Raw genomic sequence first — 16,585 nt, 5'->3', positions numbered from 1 at the left:
GGCGCCCCATCATTTCGGAAGCGTCACAATAATCTGATGGTCATCCGCATTGCGCGCGGTGGAGCAATGCCTGGTCGGCGAGTACCAGCGCGACCATCGCCTCGATTACCGGCACGCCGCGGATGCCGACGCAGGGATCGTGCCGGCCGCGCGTCGCGATTTCGGCGGCGGCGCCGTCGCGCGTGATCGTCTCGACCGGCGTGAGGATCGAGCTGGTCGGCTTGAACGCGACACGCAATCGGATCGGCTGCCCGGTTGCGATCCCGCCCGCGATCCCGCCGGCATGGTTGGTAAGGAACGCTGGGCCATCGGACCCGGGCCGCATCGGGTCGGCATTCTGCTCGCCCGACAGCGCGGCGGCCGCGAAGCCGTCGCCGATCTCGACGCCCTTTACCGCGTTGATCGACATGGCGGCGGCGGCGAGCTCGCTGTCAAGCTTGGCGTATAGCGGCGCGCCCCAGCCGGCGGGCACGCCGGTCGCCTCGCACGTGACGATCGCGCCGAGCGAGGAGCCCGCCTTGCGCGCGGCGTCGACCTTTTCCTCCCAGCGCGCCGCGGCGGTGACGTCGGGGCAGAAGAAGGGATTGGCGTGAATCTGCGCGTCGTCGAAGCGGGCGGGGTCGATCGCGTCGCCGCCGATCGCCTCGACCCAGGCGCGGACGCGTACTTGCGGCACGACCAGTCGTGCTACTGCCCCGGCGGCGACGCGCGACGCGGTTTCGCGCGCGGACGAGCGACCGCCGCCGCGATAGTCGCGAAAGCCGTACTTGGCGTCGTAAGCGTAGTCGGCATGCCCAGGGCGGTAGGCTTTCGCGACCTCCGAGTAATCTTTCGATCGTTGGTCGACGTTCTCGATCATGAGGCTGATCGGGGTACCGGTCGTCCTGCCCTCGAACACCCCCGACAGGATGCGCACCTGATCGGGCTCGCGCCGCTGTGTCGTGAAGCGCGACGTGCCGGGGCGGCGGCGATCAAGCCACGGCTGGATGTCGTTCTCGCCAAGCGCGATCCCCGGTGGGCACCCGTCCACCACCGCGCCGATCGCAGGCCCGTGACTCTCGCCCCAGGTCGTGAAGCGGAACACGCGGCCAAAGGTGTTGAAGCTCATGCGTCGGACAGTTTCGCGAAGGCGGGCGCATGATGCGCGTGCTGACGCACCCCGCATGGCATCAGCCCGCCCTGGAGCGGAAGGGCCATGAGGTAATCGCCGGCGTAGGGTGAAGTGAAGTTGCGCGCGAAGTCGGCGTCGAACCCGAAGCGGGCGTAGAAGGCGGGATCGCCCAGCGTGAAGCAGAGCACGACGCCTTCCTGCTCCAGCCGGTCGATCCCGGCCTGGATCAAGGCCTCGGCCACGCCCTGATCTCGGTAGGCGGGAGCAACGGCGATGGGAGCGAGTGCCACGGCCGAAATCGGCTTGCCCGCGACGCTCACGTCCATGCGGCTGAAGGCGATCGCACCGGCGAGTGCGCCCGTGTCCTCGTCACGAGCGGTGAACATCAGCACCATGTCGCCCGCGATGCACAAATCGCGGACGAGATTGGCTTCTTGCGGGCGCGCGAAGCTGGTGCGCAGCAGCGCGTCGATCGCGGCTACGTCTTGGCCGGTCGCGGGCGCGATCGCGATCACGCGCGCTCGCTCGCGCGGGTCAGCCGCTTGATCTCGGTGCGCGGGCGGAAGCGCAGCGCCGACCAGTCGTCGTCCAGCGCCACTTGCGTGACCGCGAGGAAGTCGGCCGCGGCCAGCGGCTCCCATCCCGTATCGCGCGAGATGTCGCTGGCGTGCGCGCCCCAGCGTTTGGGGTAGGCGAACCAAAGCCGCTGGCCCGATGTGAAACGGGCGAGCGTTGCCGGGATCGCGGCTGCGGCGCCAGCACGGTCGCGTACGAACACCAGCGTCGCGTCAGCATTGGGTGCATCGCCCGCGGGCAGCGTGCCCTGAAGTGCCGGCGGCACGTCCACGCACGCGAGCGTGTCGCCCGGCTTTACGCCGAGCTTGTCCAGAAGCCCTTGCCCGCTCACGCCAGCGCGATGTCGGGCGCGTCCTCGGCCTTCATGCCGATGACGTTGTAGCCCGCATCGACGTGGTGGATCTCGCCGGTCACGCCCGATGCGAGATCGGACAGCAGGTACAGTCCCGCGCCGCCGACGTCGTCGATCGTCACATTACGGCGCAAGGGCGAGTTGAGCTCGTTCCACTTGAGGATGTAGCGGAAATCGCCGATCCCGCTCGCCGCCAGCGTCTTGATCGGTCCCGCGGAGATCGCGTTGACGCGGATGTTTTCCGGTCCCAGGTCCATCGCGAGATACTTGACGCTGGTCTCCAGCGCGGCCTTGGCCACGCCCATCACGTTGTAGTGCGGGACGACCTTCTCCGCGCCGTAATAGCTGAGCGTCAGCAGGCTGCCGCCCTCCGGCATCATCGCGCGCGCGCGCTTCGCCACCGCGACGAAGCTGTAAGCCGAGACGTTCATCGTCAGCAGGAAATTGTCGAGGCTGGTGTCGACGTATTTGCCGCGCAGCTCGTTCTTGTCGGAGAAACCAATCGCATGGACGACGAAATCGAGCGTCGGCCAGTCGGCGGCAAGCGTGTCAAAGGCAGCGTCGAGCCGGGACATGTCGGACACGTCGCAGTCGATCAGCTTGGTCGAGCCGAGCTGCTCGGCGAGCGGGCGGACGCGCTTTTCGAGCGATTCACCCTGATAAGAGAAGGCGAGCTCGGCGCCCGCCTCGCTCAGCTTCTTTGCGATACCCCATGCGAGCGACCGATCGTTGGCGAGCCCCATGATCAGCCCGCGTTTGCCCGCCATCAATCCATTCACGCCGTCGCCGTCCCTGCTACATTCTTATTCGGCACCCCCTCTACTACCGGTTCGGGCGGTTCCGCCAGTGCCGCGTTCAGATGCGCACCGAACACCAGCCCCAGCCCGATCAGGTAGAAGAACAACAGCATGACGACGACGCCGGCCAGACTGCCGTAAGTCAGGTCGTAGCCGCCGAGTTTGGACAATACCCACGGCAGTCCCGCGGTCATGCTGACCCACCAGATGGCGGTGAACAGCGCGCCGGGCCATTTGCGATTGTCGCTGTGGCGGTACTTGCCCGGCGTTACCGAGTAGAACAGCATGTAGAGCGCGCCGAACATGATCGCGGCGGGCACGAAGCGGGCGAGGCCGAGCCAGCCGGCGACGTTCTGCGCGAACGGCAGCAGGCGGTAGATGAATTGCTCCGCCGCGGTCAGCAGGCCTTGCACGAAGAACGAGACCAGCGCGACGAACACGGACGCGACGATCGCGAGGCTCAAGCCCAGCCGCGCGCGCCACAGCGACTGCGTCGCGTGCGTGCCATAGGCACGGCGAAAGATGTCGCGGATCGTTTCCACGAAGCTGCCAACCGTCCAGAGCCCCACCAGTCCGCCCAACCACAAGAGCGATCCCGTGCGCGCCTGGAGCACGTCGGCGATCGGCTTGCGCAGCAGTTCGGCCGATTCCGGCGGCAGCACCGACAGGAAGCTCGTCACCGCGCGCTGCGTCTCCGTGCTCTGCCCGACGAGCGACAGTACGGCCGCCGCAACGATGAAGAACGGGAACAGCGTCATCAGCGCGAGATAGGCAAGGTTGCCCGCGTGGATGAACCCATCATTGTAGACGCCGAGCGATGCGCGCTTCACTACCTCGAAAAACGCGCTGCCGGGCTTCACCCGCGCATATTCCTTCGACATGACGGCACGCGCACGGCCGTGATGCTTGGCGCGGTCCTCGGGCGTCAGCGAGGGCAGTGCGTCAGTGTCGGTCACCTGATATCAGACTCCCATCGCGTCGCGCGGGTTCCGCTCGTCGGCCGGCCAATCCGCGACAAAGGCCTTGAGCGCGGCATCGTCGGTGGGCACGTCGACCATCAGCGTGACCAATTGATCGCCGCGGCCGCCGCCCTTCTTGTGGAAGCCCTTGCCCTTCAGCCGCAGCACCTTGCCGCTGGTCGCACCCGGCGCGATCGTCAGCATGACGGGCTTCTCGACCGTGGGTGCCTTGACCGCACCGCCGAGCACGGCTTCCTTCAAGGTGATCGGCAGGTCGACGCGCACGTCGTCACCGTCGCGGGTGAAGAAGCGGTGCGGGACAATCTCGATCGTGACGAGGGCGTCGCCCGCGCCACCCGGTCCAGGCTCACCCTTCCCGGACAGCCGCATCTGCGTGCCGTCCTCAACGCCCGCGGGCAGTTTCAGATCGATCGTCTTGCCGTCGCCCAGCGTGATCCGCTGCGGCGCAAGCGCGGCCGCATCGACGAACGGGACGCGCAGGCGGTATTGCACGTTCGCGCCCTTCGCGCGCGGTTGCTGGCGCCGACCAAAGCCGCTGGCGAAACCACCGCCACCCGCCTGCCGTCCGCCGAACAGCCCTTCGAAGATGTCGGACATGTCCGCACCTTCGCCGCCAAAGTCGAACTGCTGCCCCTGAAAGCCGCCCATGCCACCCGGGCCGCCGTGACCGGAGCGTGGTCCGCCGCCGCCGAAGCCGAACGGTGCAGTGGGATTGCCGTCGCCGTCGATCTCTCCGCCGTCGAAACGCGCGCGCTTGTCCTTGTCGGTCAGGAGGTCATAGGCGGACGTTACCTGGCTGAACCGCTCGGACGCCTTGGGATTGTCCTTGTTGCGGTCGGGGTGCAGCTCTTTGGCGAGCTTGCGGTACGCTTTCTTGATGTCGGCCTCGGACGCGCCCCGCGCGACGCCCAAGGTCTGGTACGGATCGGCCATTGATTCCCCATTTGGTGTGTTACCCGACTATGTGGGGCAGGTTGGGGGTGAGTGCAATCGGCGCACTCACGCGGTGACTTCCTGCGGCGCGACGTCGACGCTGACCTCCATCGACTGCGCCCCCGAGCCGAGCACGACGCCGTCGACCGGCGCGATCTCGGCGTAATCGCGGCCGACCGCGACGATGACATGGTCGCCCGCCATCCAAATGCCGTTGGTCGGATCAACCCCGACCCAGCCGTGATCGGGTCCGCACCACAGCAACACCCAGGCGTGGGTCGCGTCGGCGCCAACGAGCCGCGGCTGGCCGGGCGGCGGGATGGTGCGGATATAGCCCGAGGCATAAGCGGCCGGGAGGCCCGCCGCGCGCAGGCCGGTAATCATGATCTGCGCGAAATCCTGACACACGCCGCGACGCTTCGCGAATGCTTCGTGCGGGGGCGTGTCGACCAGCGTCGCGGTGGCGTCGAACGCGAAGTCGCGCTGGATCCGCCGCGCTAGCGCGATCCCCGCCTCCAGCGCACCGCGATCAGGCGCGAGGTCGGACGCGCAATAATCGGCGATGTCGCGGTCGAGCGGGATTAGCGGAGAAGGAAAGAGGTAATTGGCCGGGCTCGCCGCCGACAGATCGTTCGAGGCGCGCGCCCAGGCGGCGATCTGGTCGAGCGTGGGGTCGCTGTCGCTGGGCACCGGCACCAGCCGGTCGACACTGATCCGCGCCATCGATTCGATCGTCAGCCGCCGCACCGGCTGTTCCACCACCAGCCGCGTGACGTTCGCGAGCCCGGCTTCGGCAACCGCTGCATAGGTGCGTCCGAACGGGCTGACGCGCAGCTCGTATTCCTCGACTGTCTGCCCGGGCCAGTCGATCGGGCGCAGCCGCAGGTTGCAGCGCGCGAACTTGACCGCATTGCCATAATCGAAGCGCGTGACGTGGACGATATCGTAGATCATGCCGACCGACCCATGCCGCCGGTCACGCCCCTGGTCATGCTCCCGGTCATGCCAACGTCAGCCCGCTGGCGCGCAGCGGCTCCGCGCCTTGCAGGAAATAGCGTCGGGCGACCGCGTCCGAGATGTGCGCGAGCCGCCGCTCGACGTCGTTCAGCAGATCGGCATCGATCGTCGCCGCGCGCGCCGTGGACACCAGCGCCTTCAACTCGGTCGCCTCGATCTGCTGCGGCTCGGCCATGCCGTCGTCGCCCAGCACCGGCAGCGCCGCCAGATGCTCGCAGATCGCCTCCACCTGATAGGCGAGCGCGCGCGGGTTGCCGGGATCGAGCAGCGTCAGGTCGATCGCGGGCACGCGCGCGATGCCCGTCAAATAACGCTGACGATAGCTGATCTGGCTGTTGGCGAGGTCGAGCAGCGTCGACACGTCGTCCTGGCTGCCGCCGACCATGCCGAACGCGCGGCCTGCGCGCACGATCGCCCCCGCGCGCTCGATCCGGCGGCCCAGGTCGTGGAACCGCCATGACGCGGTGCGCCCCATATGCTCCGCCGACAAACCCGCGATCGCGGCGTAGCGGCGCTGGAGCGAGCCTGCGCGGTCGAGCATGCCGCGGTGCGTCGGGAACGGCGCGTCGAGCAGCCGCACCATGTCGGCGGACAGGCGATCACGGCACCCGCCCGCGATACGATTCGTCTGCGCGTTGATCGCGAACACCGACTGCCAGTCGGGCGCCTCCATCGCGGTGCGCGCGAATTGCGTCAGATCGGGTCGGCGCAGCGACGGCGGGGCGGGGGCGGCACCCGTCGCCACGATCTCCGCCACCAGATGCGCAACCGTGCCCGTGCCGAGCGCCGCGCCCGCGTCGGCGTCGATCGAATTGCCCAGCATGACGCGGATCGCGGTCAGCAGCGCCTCGCCGCGTTCGAGATAGCGGCCGAGCCAGAAGAAATTGTCGGCGACGCGGCTGGGCAGCGTGCCGGGATTGCGGCGAATTTGGTGCGTGTCGGCGGCGGGCAGCAGCGACACGGGTGCGACCGGTTCGGGGCCGTGGACGCAGACGTCGGCGGACCACATGCCTTCGCCCATCACCGCGGCACGATTGTCGGGATGCTCGCCGATCCGCGCGAAGCCGCCGGGCATCACCTGCCAGCGACCATCACCGTCGCGCGCGGCGAAGACGCGCAACGTGAACGGCCGCGGCACCAGCGCGTCACCGACGACGACGGGCATGGTCGACAGCCGAACCACCTCCTGCCCGACATAATCCTGCGGTCGCCGCGCGAGGTCGGCGACGAAGCGCGCGCGTGCGTCGCCGTCCAGCTCGCTGCCCGCCACGCCGCTGTCGCCCGGCAGGCCCAATGTCGCGCTGCCGAACGCCGAACATAGCAGCATCGAGCGATATTCCTCGGCGACGTGCGCGCATTCGGCGGGTTGCCCGCACCACCAGGTCGCGATCTGCGGCAGGCGAAGCTCGTCGCCGGTCAGGCGCGTGCACAATTGCGGCAGGAACGCCCCCAGCGCGGGGCTCTCGAGCGCGCCCGCGCCCGGCGCGTTGGCGAGGACGACGTTGCCGGCGGCGTAGGCGTCGATCAGCCCGGGCACGCCGATCCGCGAATGGCTGTCGAACGCGAGCGGATCGAGCAGCCGCGGGTCGACGCGGCGCCACAGGGCATCGATCCGCTTCAGCCCCGCGATGGTGCGGACATAAACCTTGTCCTCGAGCGCGGCGAGGTCGTCGCCCTCGACCAGCAGCAGCCCCAGGTAGCGCGCCAGATGTGCCTGTTCGGGGTAGCTGACGTTGTAGCGTCCCGGCGTCAGCAGCCCGATGCGCGGGTCGCTACGCCGGCACGCCGCGGCGAGCCCGTCGCGAAAGGCGGCGAAGAAGGGCGCGTGGCGGCGGACGTTCAACCGCGCCTGCAGTCCGCCGAGCGTGCGGCTGACCGCCAGCCGGTTCTCCAGCGCATAGCCCGCACCCGTCGGCATCCGCAGGTGATCGCGCAGCACGCGCCACTCACCCGACGGCCCGCGACCGAGCTCGACCGCGACGAAATGGAGGTGGTGCCCGCCCGGCGGCGCGAGGCCGACCAGCGGGCGCATGAAATGCGGGCTGCCCGTCACCAACGCGGCGGGCAGATGGCCGCGCGAGACGAGGTTGCCGGGGCCGTAGAGGTCGCCGAGTATCAGCTCGAGCAGTTCGGCACGCTGGACGACGCCGCGTTCGATATGCTGCCACTCGTCGGTGTCGATCAGCAGCGGCACGGGGGACAGGGGCCAGGGGCGCTCGTTCGCCTCGCCGATGACGCGAAAGCCCGTGCCGATGTCGATCGAGTGGCGCTGCACCCGCTCGCGCGCGTGGCCGAGGTTGTCGCCCGCGACCGCGGCGAGTTCCTCCAGCATCGCGGTCCAGGCAAGATCGCCCGACCCGCACAGCACGTCGGCGCCGCCGGTCATCGCGCAATAATCGCCGACCCAGCGGCGTGCGTGGGTGCCGGCGTCGAACAAGGCGGGCTGTGTCGCCAATGCGGTCCCTAGGCAGTGCGACGCGTGATCTAGGTCAAGCGGGAAGGCAACACAAAGGGAAAGCGCGCTGCGTCGCCGCAGTGACGATCACGCCGCGCGTTCGCCCGCCACCTGTGCCTGCGGGATGATCGTCGTCTCCGCCTGGAAACCCAATGTGGCGCGGCCATGTACCGGTCCTGCAATGTCGGCGACGAGGTAGAGTGGGCGTCGCTTCGATTCGATGTACAGTCGGCCGAGATATTCCCCGATCATGCCGAGCACGAACATCTGGATCGAGCTCAGCACCACGACGACCAGCATGGTCGAGGTCCAGCCCTGCACCCGGTCGCCCGCGAAATAGCCCCAGGCGATGTAGAACAGCAGCAACAGCGACACGCCCGCGAGCACCACCGACAGGTGGCTCGCCCAGCGAAGCGGCGCGGTGGAGAAGCCGGTCACCGCATCGAGTGCGAGCCGCACCATCTTGCCGAGCGGATAATTGGTCTCGCCTGCGTGCCGCTCGGCGCGATCGTAGGGGAAGGGCACCTGGCGGAAACCGACCCAGGCGACCATGCCGCGGATGAAGCGCGCCTGTTCGGGAAGCGACAGGAGCGCGTCGAGCGCCCGCCTGGTCATCAGACGGAAGTCGCCGGTGTCGAGCGGGATCGGCGTATCGGTGACGCGGTCGAGCACGCGGTAGAAGGCGGCAGCGGTCGCTTTCTTGAAGAACGTCTCGCCCTGCCGCTTGCGGCGCACGGCATAAACGACGTCCGCGCCTTCGCGCGCCATCACCTCGCACATGTCGCCGAGCAGTTCGGGCGGGTCCTGCAGGTCGGCGTCGATGATCAGGATATACTGCCCGGCGCACAGGTCGAGTCCGGCAGTCAGCGCGAGCTGATGGCCGTGGTTGCGCGACAGGTTGATCGCGACGACGTGGCGGTCCTCGCTGGCGAGACGCTGCATCGCGGCCCAGCTGCCGTCGCGCGAGCCGTCGTTGACCAGCACGATCTCATGGTCGTCGCCGACCACGCCGCGCACTGCCGCCGACACGCGCGCGTGGAGCAGCGGCAGCGTCGCTTCCTCGTTGTAGCAGGGGATGACAACGGAGATTGCGGGGCGTTGAACGGGAGGCGACGGCATAAGCGCGCGGGGTAAAGCACTGATGCGGCGAACGCAAAGGGCGAGCGCGGGCGACCCGCCGCGTCGCCCACCCGGTTAATCGCCCAGCGCCCCGTCAGCCGGTGACGACCAGCTTGACCAGCATCCCCGGCGTCAGACGCGTGTCGGCGGCGAGGCCGTTCAGCGTCAGGAAGCGCTCGCGCTGGTAGCTCGGATACGCCATTCGCCGCGCGAACGTGTCGACCGTGTCACCCGCCTTCACGGTGGCGATGCGGATGCGTTTGCCCTTGATCGCGGCGGCTTCGCTCGCAGACAGCGGGGCGACGCTCTCGACCAGCGGCGCAAAGGCGCCGATCCCCGCACCACGCTGCGTGACCAGCGTGAAGCTGTAGGTGGCCGAAGGGAAGCGGTAGGCGACGATCGTCGCGTCGACCGCGCGCCCGTTCGCCGAGGCGCCGACGGTCGAATAAGCGAACGCCACGCCACCCGCGCTGCCGGTGCGGATCTCGCCAGTGGCGGACGCGCCGAGGCTGACGAAGCGCTGCGTGATGAAGCCCGCCAGGTCGTCGTTTGCGGGCGCAGTGCGGAACTGCGCCTGCCCCGCCGCGCCGGTGACGGTCACCGCGTCGGTACCGTTGGCGATCTGATACCCCTGCGGCGCGGTGAAGCGGATGCGCAGACCCGGATGACGAAAGGTCTGGCCATCGATCACGCCCTGTTCGGGATCGTCGTCGTAGCGCAGGCCGTCGAGCCGGCGCAGGAAGGCGGTGTCCTGCGTCGGTGCGTCGTCGGGCTTGCCCGTCGCCTGCGCCAGCGCGCGCGCGCGGCGGATGCGGTCGGCGCCGTTCGGGTGGGTCGACGCCCAGGTCGGCACCGCATTGGCGTCGCGCCCGGCAATCTGCGCCTGCAGCCCGGTTGAATCGTTCAACTGCGCCAGCATCTCTGCCGCGGCGTAGGGATCATAACCCGCGGCGGTGATATAGCGGACGCCCAGACCGTCGGCGGCATATTCCTGATCGCGACCGTATTTCAGCGTGTAGAGCCCCGCTGCCTGCCGCGCGCCCGCGCCGAGCAATTGCCCGATCGCGCCGTTGCCCGCGACCGCGCCGACGACGCTGGACAACAGCCCGCCGATCGACGAGGTGCGGTTGCGCGCCGCGGAATGCCGCGCGGCGACGTGGCCGACCTCGTGCCCCATCACCGAGGCGAGCTCGGCTTCCGAGTTCATCAGCGCCATGAGTTGTCGCGTTACGTAGATGTAGCCGCCGGGGATCGCGAACGCGTTCTCGACCGGTGAGTTGAGCAGGGCGACGGTGAAATCGTTCTGCGCGTTCGACAGCCCCGACTGTACCGCCACGCGCTTGCCGACCTGCTCGACATAAGCGGCCTGCGGCCCGTCATATTTGCCGCCGAATTCGGCGAGCAGTTGCGGGTTCGCCTGCGCGCCCTGCGACCGCTCGCTCGCGGAGATCGCGCGGACGCCCCCCGATTGCGCGACCGCGGGCGTCGCAGTTGAGGCGATGGTGCCGGCCGCGAGCGCGGTGGCGACGAACAGATGACGCATGATGATCCTCCCGATGCGGGCACAATGCCGCACCGGGGGAGAGGGTTGCAAGCGCGCGCGGGTGATCAGCGCGCGCCCGCTCCGCGCGTCACGCCACCGAGCGCGCGCGCTCCTCGACGATCCGCTCCAGCATCGACAGCGGCATCGCACCCGATTCGAGCACGTCGTGAAAATGCTTGATGTCGAACTTTGCGCCCGCGATCTTTTTTGCATTGTCGCGCGCGCGCAGCCACGCGGCGTGGCCGATCTTGTACGAACACGCCTGCCCCGGCGAGACGCAGTAGCGCTCGACCTCGCGCTGCGAGCGACCGCGCGCGAAGCCTACCGTGTTGACGAAATAGTCGGTTGCCTGCGCGTGGGTCCAGCGCTTGGTATGGATGCCGGTGTCGGCGACCAGGCGGGCTGCACGGAACAGGAAGCTTTGCAGGTATCCGGCGCGCTCGACCGGCGTCGCATAGCCGCCGATCTCGTCCGCCAGTTGTTCGGCGTAGAGCGCCCAGCCCTCGAGATAGGCGTTGAAGAAGGCGATCTTGCGCAAGGGGTGCGTCGGAGCGCGCTGCGCGGTGGAAATCTGCAGGTGATGCCCCGGCACGCCCTCGTGATAGGTGAGGCTGGGCAGCGTGTATTTGGGCCAGTCGCCGACGTTCTTCAGGTTGATCCAGTAGATCGCCGGTCGCGAGCCATCGAGCGGCGCGCGGAAGTAATAACCGTTGGGCGCACCGTCCTGGATCGAGGGGTCGACGCGCTTGATCTCCAGCGGCGCGTTGGGCGGGTTGCTGAATACGCGCGGCAGTCGCGCCTGCATCGCCTTCACACCCTCGTTCAGGCTGGCGAGCAGCGCGGCGCGGCCCTGGTCGGTGTTGGGGAAAAGCTGCGCCGGCGATTTGTTGAGCTGGTCGAGCCGCGCGCCGACGCTGCCCTGCGTCAGCCCCTGACCCTTAAGGATCGTGTCGAGCTGCGCCGACAGGTCGGCGACCTGCTCCAACCCCATGCGGTGCACCTCGTCGGGGGTGAGCGTGGTGGTGGTCGCCTGCGCGAGCGCGGCGGCGTAGAGCGCGTCGCCGCCCGGAATCGCCCACACCCCCGCCGCCGAGCGAGCGCCGGTGCGCAACTGCTTCACCAGTGCGATCTGCCGGTCGAGTGCGGGGTACACCTGTGACTCGACGATCTTGGTTGCGCGCGCCTGCCAATCGCCGGGCAGGTTCGCTGCCTTCGCGCGGGTGACGAGCGACTGGACCAGCCCGCTTTCAGCCGCGGGCGCCCCGCGCAGCTTCGCCATCTGGCCCAATGTCAGGTCGAGCGAGAAGTCGGGCGCGACGCGGCCTTTCGCCGCCTGTTCGCGCTGCACCGCGCTTTCGTTATCAAGCTGCCGGTCCATCAGCGCGAGCCGGTCAAGATAGGCCTGGGCGTCGTCGGCGGTCTGTACCGGGTGGGTCGAGGCGAGGAAGTCGGGCAGCGAGAAGTACACGCCGTCCTGCTGCGTGATCGGATAAGGACCCTGCGGCGAGCCGAGATCGAAGCGCTCGGGTCCGACCATCTGCGAATCGATGTTGTAGAGCACCACCTCGCGGTCGATCTTCGCTTGCGGCGACAGCGTGTCGGGCGACACCGCGGCGACTTCGGCGCGCATCCGCTTGTAGAGCGCCAGATCCTTGGCGAGCGCGCCGGGCGAGTTGTCGCCCAGTTCGTGGCGCAGGTGCGCATTGGCGCCCTTGTCGAAGCCGAGCGAGGTCGCGAACTCGGGCGAGTTGGCGACCGTCTGCGCGAGCACGCGGTCGAACGCCGCGGTCAGTTTCGCGTCACCCGGCGCTGCCGCCGCGGGTGTGCCGGCGGTCTGCGCGACGGCGCGCGAGAAGGGCAGCGCCGAAAGCGCCGCGGTCGCGGTTCCGGCAGCGAGAAAAGAACGGCGATCCATGCGGGTGTCCTGTGCAGGAGAGAAGGTCAGGGGTGCGAGCCTAACCGTCCGTACGGGTGTTGCAAGAGGCTAAGACACGCGCCCGCTCACACCCGTTCCGCGGCGTTCACCATGTCGGCGGCGCGCAGTGCGGCGAGCAGCCGCATCAACTGGTGCGCGTCGTGAACCTCGACGTCGATCGTGTTGGTGTGGAATTGCGTGTCGCGGCTGTCGAGCCGGATGTTGATGATGTTTGCCTTGTGCTGGCCGATGATCGTCGCAAGGCTACCAAGCGTACCTGGCTCGTTCTTGACCTCGACCGAGATGCGCGCGGTCGCGCCCTCGGTCTTGTTGCCCCATTTGACATCGATCCAGTCGGTTTCCTCGTCCGACCGGTCGGCGAGGTCGGCGAGTGTCGCGCAGTCGATCGCGTGCACCTCGATCGAGGCGTCGGGGCGGCGCAAGCCCACGATACGATCGCCCGGCACCGGATGGCAGCAGGTGCCCAGTTCATAGGCGACGCCGGGCGCGAGCCCTTCGATCGAGATCGCGCTGGACTGCGGCGCGTGCGCGACGTCGGCGCCGGCCGAGCCGGGCATCAACGCTTCCATGACCTGCTGATCGGTCAGCGTCTTGCGCGCGATCGCCTGCATCAGCGCGGCCTCGTCGGGCAGCTTCAGCCGCGCCAGCGCATGGCCCATCGCGTCGGCGGCGAGCGTGGCGGGTAGGCGGTGAACGATGTCGTCGTAGAGCTTGCGCCCGAGTGCGACCGATTGTTCGCGCTCGACGATGCGCAGGTGGCGGCGGATCGCGGCCAGCGCCTTGCCGGTGATCGCGAACGACAGCCAGTTCGCCTGCGGCTCCTGCGCCTTGGAGCGCAGCACCTGCACCTGATCGCCGTTCTCGATCGGGGTGCGCAAGGGAACGACGCGGCCGTTGATCTTCGCACCGACCGCCTGATCGCCCAGATCGGTGTGGACCGCGTAGGCGAAGTCGATCGGGGTCGCGCCCTTGGGCAACTGGATCAGCTCGCCTTTCGGGGTGAAGGCAAAGATGCGATCCTGGTACATCGCCATGCGGGTGTGCTCGAGCAGTTCCTCGGGCGTTTCAGCATTGTCGAGGATCTCGACCAAGTCGGCGATCCAGCTCGGTTTGTTGTTGAGATCGACCGGCGCGGCGTGGTCGCCCGCCTGCTTGTACGCCCAGTGCGCGGCGAGCCCGAACTCGGCCTCGGCGTGCATTTCCTCGGTGCGGATCTGGATCTCGATGCGGCGGTTCTCGGCGTGGATCACGCTGGTGTGAAGCGAGCGATAACCGTTGCGCTTGGGCGTGGAGATGAAATCCTTGAAGCGGCCGGGCACCATCGGCCAGCGCCCGTGAATGATGCCGAGCGCCTTGTAGCAATCCTCGACCGTCGGCACGATGACGCGGAACGCCATGATGTCGGACAATTGCTCGAAGCTGATGTGGCGCTCCTGCATCTTGCGCCAGATGCTGTACGGGTGCTTCTCGCGCCCCGTTACCTCGCCCTCAATCCCCTTGCGCGCGAGCAGCAGTTTCAGCCCCGACCCGATCTTGGCGATGCGGTCACCGCCGCCCTCGTTCAAGAGCGCGAGCCGCTTGGTGATCGATTCGTACGCCTCGGGTTCGAGTTGCTGGAAGGCGAGCGTCTGCATCTCCTTCATGAACTCGTACATGCCGATCCGCTCCGCGAGCGGGGCGTAGATGTCCATCGTCTCCTTGGCGATGCGGCGGCGCTTCTCGGGCTTGGCGATGAAGTGCAGCGTGCGCATGTTGTGGAGGCGATCGGCGAGCTTCACCAGCAAAACGCGGATGTCGCCCGACATCGCGAGCAGGAACTTGCGCAGGTTCTCCGCCGCGCGCTCGCTCTCGGTCTGCGCCTCGATCTTGCTGAGCTTGGTTACGCCATCGACCAGCCGCGCGACGTTGCCGCCGAAGATGCGTTCGATCTCTTCGGGCGTCGCGACGGTATCCTCGACCGTGTCGTGGAGGATTGCAGTGGCGATCGTTTCGTCGTCGAGGTGGAGCTCGGTCAGGATGCCCGCCACCTCGATCGGGTGGCTGAAATACGGATCGCCGTTGGCGCGTTTCTGCGTTCCATGCGCGTTGACCGAGAAAACATAGGCGCGGTTGAGCATCGCCTCGTCGGCGTCGGGGTCGTAGTCGAGCACCCGGTCGACCAATTCGTACTGTCTGAGCACAAAGCTAGGATGGGGTGATTGGCTGCTGCTTTGCAACACAATTGCTTCGACCGGTCTGATCGAGCGAACAAAAAGAGCCCCGGTCGCGGGAGTTGCGACCGGGGCTCACGAGCTCGCGGCGGAGAGGAGCCGCGACCTGGGGAAGCTCAGAGAGCTTGAACGAAGCTGCTTAGTTGGCGGCGACGTTCTGCGCGGGCAGCGCGGTCTTGCCGTTGCACTTCTCAAGCTGCGCAGCGTCATACGCCTTGCCGCCGACGCTGAACGAGGCGAGCCCGCCGACGTCGCGCGCGACGAGCTGGCACAGCACGGTATCGCGCTCGGGCGCGCGTGCGGCAACGAAGGCGCCGTTCTGCTGCGACCACAAGGTCGAGCGCGTGATCAGGCGGGTCTTCTCCACCTTCGCGAGCGGAGTGGCGACGTAATAACCGGCCGGGGTTTGGGCCTGCACGCCGGCGGCCGCGAGGATAGCGGCGGTGGCGACAATGGCGGAAGCGATGCGACGGATCATGGGGAGGCTCCGTGAAAAATTAGTTGCGAATCACTACTTAGCTGCAGCAGCTTTAGGTTTCAAGTGGAAACTCGCATGTGCGAGTAGCGAACTGCAACCTATATCGGACAGTGTGCGAAAAGCGTTTCGATGAGCCCGCGCGTTGCGCTAGGTTCGCCGCGGAAGAGGATGTTCGATGGGTCAAGTGCGTGAAAATCTGGCGGAATGCTCGCTGCCGGCGGCGCTGGAGCTGATGGGTGACCGCTGGGCGTTCCTGATCCTGCGCGCGGCCTTCAACGGCTTGCACCATTTCGAGGAGCTGCAGCAGGAGCTCGGCATTGCGCGCAATATCCTCGCCAACCGGCTCGCGCGCTTCGTCGACCACGGATTGATGGAGCGCGCCAGCGTGCCCGAGGATCGGCGCAAGATCGTCTACAACCTGACCGAGAAGGGGTTCGCGCTGCTGCCGACGATGGTCGCGCTCAGGCAATGGGGCGAGCGGTGGGAGACGGGCAGCCCGGCGTTCCCGATCCTGGTCGACGTGCGCGACGGTCGCCCGATCCAGCAGGTCGCGGTGCTGAGCCACGACGGTCGCCCGCTGGGCAAGGGCGACCTCCACTGGGCGCTGCCCGGCGATGTCGAGGGTAGCGCGACCTGCGGCGACTAGGCGCTCGGCAATTGCTCCAGGTGCGCGCGGATCGCGGGCGATAGCGGCACCGGACGTCCGGTCGAGAGATCGACGTGAACGCTGACCATCGTGATCGCGCAGCACAAGGTGCCGGTGGCGGGGTTCACCAGCTCGAACCGTTTGGTGATGCTCGACGTACCTAGCGCCTCAATGCGGACGAACGCCTCCACCTCGTCGCCCAGGCGGAACGAGGACAGGTAATCGAGTTCGGCGCGACGTACGTTGAACTCGGAGTCGCGCCACTCGTCGCCCAGTGCCTCTGCGATGCCCGTCCAGACCCAGAATTCGGTCACCGCGACATCGGCATATTCGAGGTAGCGCGAGTTGAAGACGATCTTCTGCCGGTCTATCTCGGCGTAGCGGACCTTGAAGCGGGTGGAGAAGGCGAAGCCGGCACGGGTCATGCGATGA

15 protein-coding genes are annotated in these 16,585 nt (G+C 67.8%); 1 reads left to right on the top strand and 14 read right to left on the bottom strand.

Translation table 11 applies throughout. From position 1 onward, the window contains the following. Positions 1-40: 40 nt before the first annotated feature. The 13 genes from aroC to Q0579_RS04130 form a co-directional block, all read right to left on the bottom strand. The gene (gene aroC / locus Q0579_RS04190) at positions 41-1,108 is read right to left on the bottom strand and encodes a chorismate synthase (RefSeq protein WP_298809411.1); all 1,068 of its coding nucleotides are present in this window, start codon (positions 1,106-1,108) and stop codon (positions 41-43) included. Next, positions 1,105-1,626, bottom strand: a complete 522-nt coding sequence (locus Q0579_RS04185) for an N-acetyltransferase (protein ID WP_298809408.1) — start codon at positions 1,624-1,626, stop codon at positions 1,105-1,107. The genes aroC and Q0579_RS04185 overlap by 4 nt, the downstream gene beginning before the upstream one ends. Further along, positions 1,623-2,018 carry a hypothetical protein gene (locus tag Q0579_RS04180; protein WP_298809406.1) on the bottom strand — a complete coding sequence of 132 codons (396 nt, stop codon included), beginning with the start codon at positions 2,016-2,018 and terminating at the stop codon, positions 1,623-1,625. Before Q0579_RS04180 ends, Q0579_RS04185 begins: the two co-directional genes overlap by 4 nt. Beyond that, complete coding sequence (fabI, locus tag Q0579_RS04175) at positions 2,015-2,818, bottom strand: enoyl-ACP reductase FabI (RefSeq protein ID WP_298809404.1); 804 nt, start codon at positions 2,816-2,818, stop codon at positions 2,015-2,017. Before fabI ends, Q0579_RS04180 begins: the two co-directional genes overlap by 4 nt. Beyond that, positions 2,815-3,792 (bottom strand): YihY/virulence factor BrkB family protein, encoded by a 978-nt coding sequence (locus Q0579_RS04170; RefSeq protein WP_298809402.1) that lies wholly within the window; start codon positions 3,790-3,792, stop codon positions 2,815-2,817. Before Q0579_RS04170 ends, fabI begins: the two co-directional genes overlap by 4 nt. Before the next feature lie 6 nt (positions 3,793-3,798). Next, positions 3,799-4,749, bottom strand: coding sequence for a DnaJ C-terminal domain-containing protein (locus Q0579_RS04165; RefSeq protein WP_298809400.1), 951 nt, complete (start codon positions 4,747-4,749; stop codon positions 3,799-3,801). 66 nt (positions 4,750-4,815) lie between these two features. Further along, positions 4,816-5,703 (bottom strand): transglutaminase family protein, encoded by an 888-nt coding sequence (locus Q0579_RS04160; protein ID WP_298809399.1) that lies wholly within the window; start codon positions 5,701-5,703, stop codon positions 4,816-4,818. A gap of 46 nt (positions 5,704-5,749) precedes the next feature. After that, positions 5,750-8,152: a circularly permuted type 2 ATP-grasp protein gene (locus Q0579_RS04155; protein ID WP_298809445.1), complete on the bottom strand. Its 2,403-nt coding sequence runs from the start codon at positions 8,150-8,152 to the stop codon at positions 5,750-5,752. A gap of 156 nt (positions 8,153-8,308) precedes the next feature. After that, positions 8,309-9,340 carry a glycosyltransferase family 2 protein gene (locus Q0579_RS04150; protein WP_298809397.1) on the bottom strand — a complete coding sequence of 344 codons (1,032 nt, stop codon included), beginning with the start codon at positions 9,338-9,340 and terminating at the stop codon, positions 8,309-8,311. 94 nt (positions 9,341-9,434) lie between these two features. After that, entirely contained in the window at positions 9,435-10,883 is a 1,449-nt protein-coding gene (locus Q0579_RS04145) for a M48 family metalloprotease (RefSeq protein ID WP_298809395.1), read from the bottom strand. Positions 10,884-10,971: 88 nt separating this feature from the next. Next, positions 10,972-12,798: a DUF885 family protein gene (locus Q0579_RS04140; RefSeq protein WP_298809394.1), complete on the bottom strand. Its 1,827-nt coding sequence runs from the start codon at positions 12,796-12,798 to the stop codon at positions 10,972-10,974. 86 nt (positions 12,799-12,884) lie between these two features. Beyond that, positions 12,885-14,999, bottom strand: a complete 2,115-nt coding sequence (locus tag Q0579_RS04135; protein ID WP_298809393.1) for a bifunctional (p)ppGpp synthetase/guanosine-3',5'-bis(diphosphate) 3'-pyrophosphohydrolase — start codon at positions 14,997-14,999, stop codon at positions 12,885-12,887. A 169-nt stretch (positions 15,000-15,168) separates the two neighbouring features. Continuing rightward, positions 15,169-15,507 carry a hypothetical protein gene (locus Q0579_RS04130; RefSeq protein WP_298809392.1) on the bottom strand — a complete coding sequence of 113 codons (339 nt, stop codon included), beginning with the start codon at positions 15,505-15,507 and terminating at the stop codon, positions 15,169-15,171. Between the two features lie 175 nt (positions 15,508-15,682). On the opposite strand from Q0579_RS04130, the gene Q0579_RS04125 reads away from it, so the two are divergent. Continuing rightward, positions 15,683-16,153 (top strand): helix-turn-helix domain-containing protein, encoded by a 471-nt coding sequence (locus Q0579_RS04125; protein WP_298809389.1) that lies wholly within the window; start codon positions 15,683-15,685, stop codon positions 16,151-16,153. On the opposite strand, the gene Q0579_RS04120 is transcribed toward Q0579_RS04125, so the two are convergent. Further along, positions 16,150-16,578, bottom strand: coding sequence for a thioesterase family protein (locus tag Q0579_RS04120; RefSeq protein WP_298809387.1), 429 nt, complete (start codon positions 16,576-16,578; stop codon positions 16,150-16,152). The genes Q0579_RS04125 and Q0579_RS04120 overlap by 4 nt on opposite strands. Between the last annotated feature and the right edge of the window lie 7 nt (positions 16,579-16,585).

It is taken from the genome of uncultured Sphingomonas sp., from assembly GCF_936927845.1.
Lineage (GTDB): Bacteria > Pseudomonadota > Alphaproteobacteria > Sphingomonadales > Sphingomonadaceae > Sphingomonas.
The sequence above is the reverse complement of the archived record's forward strand: the minus strand, read 5'-3'. Positions and strand labels throughout refer to the sequence as shown.

Excerpts from the sequence above, each read along its gene's own strand:
- Q0579_RS04130 (WP_298809392.1), bottom strand. The coding sequence starts at position 15,507 with ATGATCCGTCGCATCGCTTCCGCCATTGTCGCCACCGCCGCTATCCTC.
- Q0579_RS04160 (WP_298809399.1), bottom strand. The coding sequence starts at position 5,703 with ATGATCTACGATATCGTCCACGTCACGCGCTTCGATTATGGCAATGCG.
- Q0579_RS04145 (WP_298809395.1), bottom strand. The coding sequence starts at position 10,883 with ATGCGTCATCTGTTCGTCGCCACCGCGCTCGCGGCCGGCACCATCGCC.
- Q0579_RS04125 (WP_298809389.1), top strand. The coding sequence starts at position 15,683 with ATGGGTCAAGTGCGTGAAAATCTGGCGGAATGCTCGCTGCCGGCGGCG.
- Q0579_RS04120 (WP_298809387.1), bottom strand. The coding sequence starts at position 16,578 with ATGACCCGTGCCGGCTTCGCCTTCTCCACCCGCTTCAAGGTCCGCTAC.
- Q0579_RS04150 (WP_298809397.1), bottom strand. The coding sequence starts at position 9,340 with ATGCCGTCGCCTCCCGTTCAACGCCCCGCAATCTCCGTTGTCATCCCC.
- Q0579_RS04165 (WP_298809400.1), bottom strand. The coding sequence starts at position 4,749 with ATGGCCGATCCGTACCAGACCTTGGGCGTCGCGCGGGGCGCGTCCGAG.
- Q0579_RS04155 (WP_298809445.1), bottom strand. The coding sequence starts at position 8,152 with ATGACCGGCGGCGCCGACGTGCTGTGCGGGTCGGGCGATCTTGCCTGG.
- Q0579_RS04140 (WP_298809394.1), bottom strand. The coding sequence starts at position 12,798 with ATGGATCGCCGTTCTTTTCTCGCTGCCGGAACCGCGACCGCGGCGCTT.
- aroC (WP_298809411.1), bottom strand. The coding sequence starts at position 1,108 with ATGAGCTTCAACACCTTTGGCCGCGTGTTCCGCTTCACGACCTGGGGC.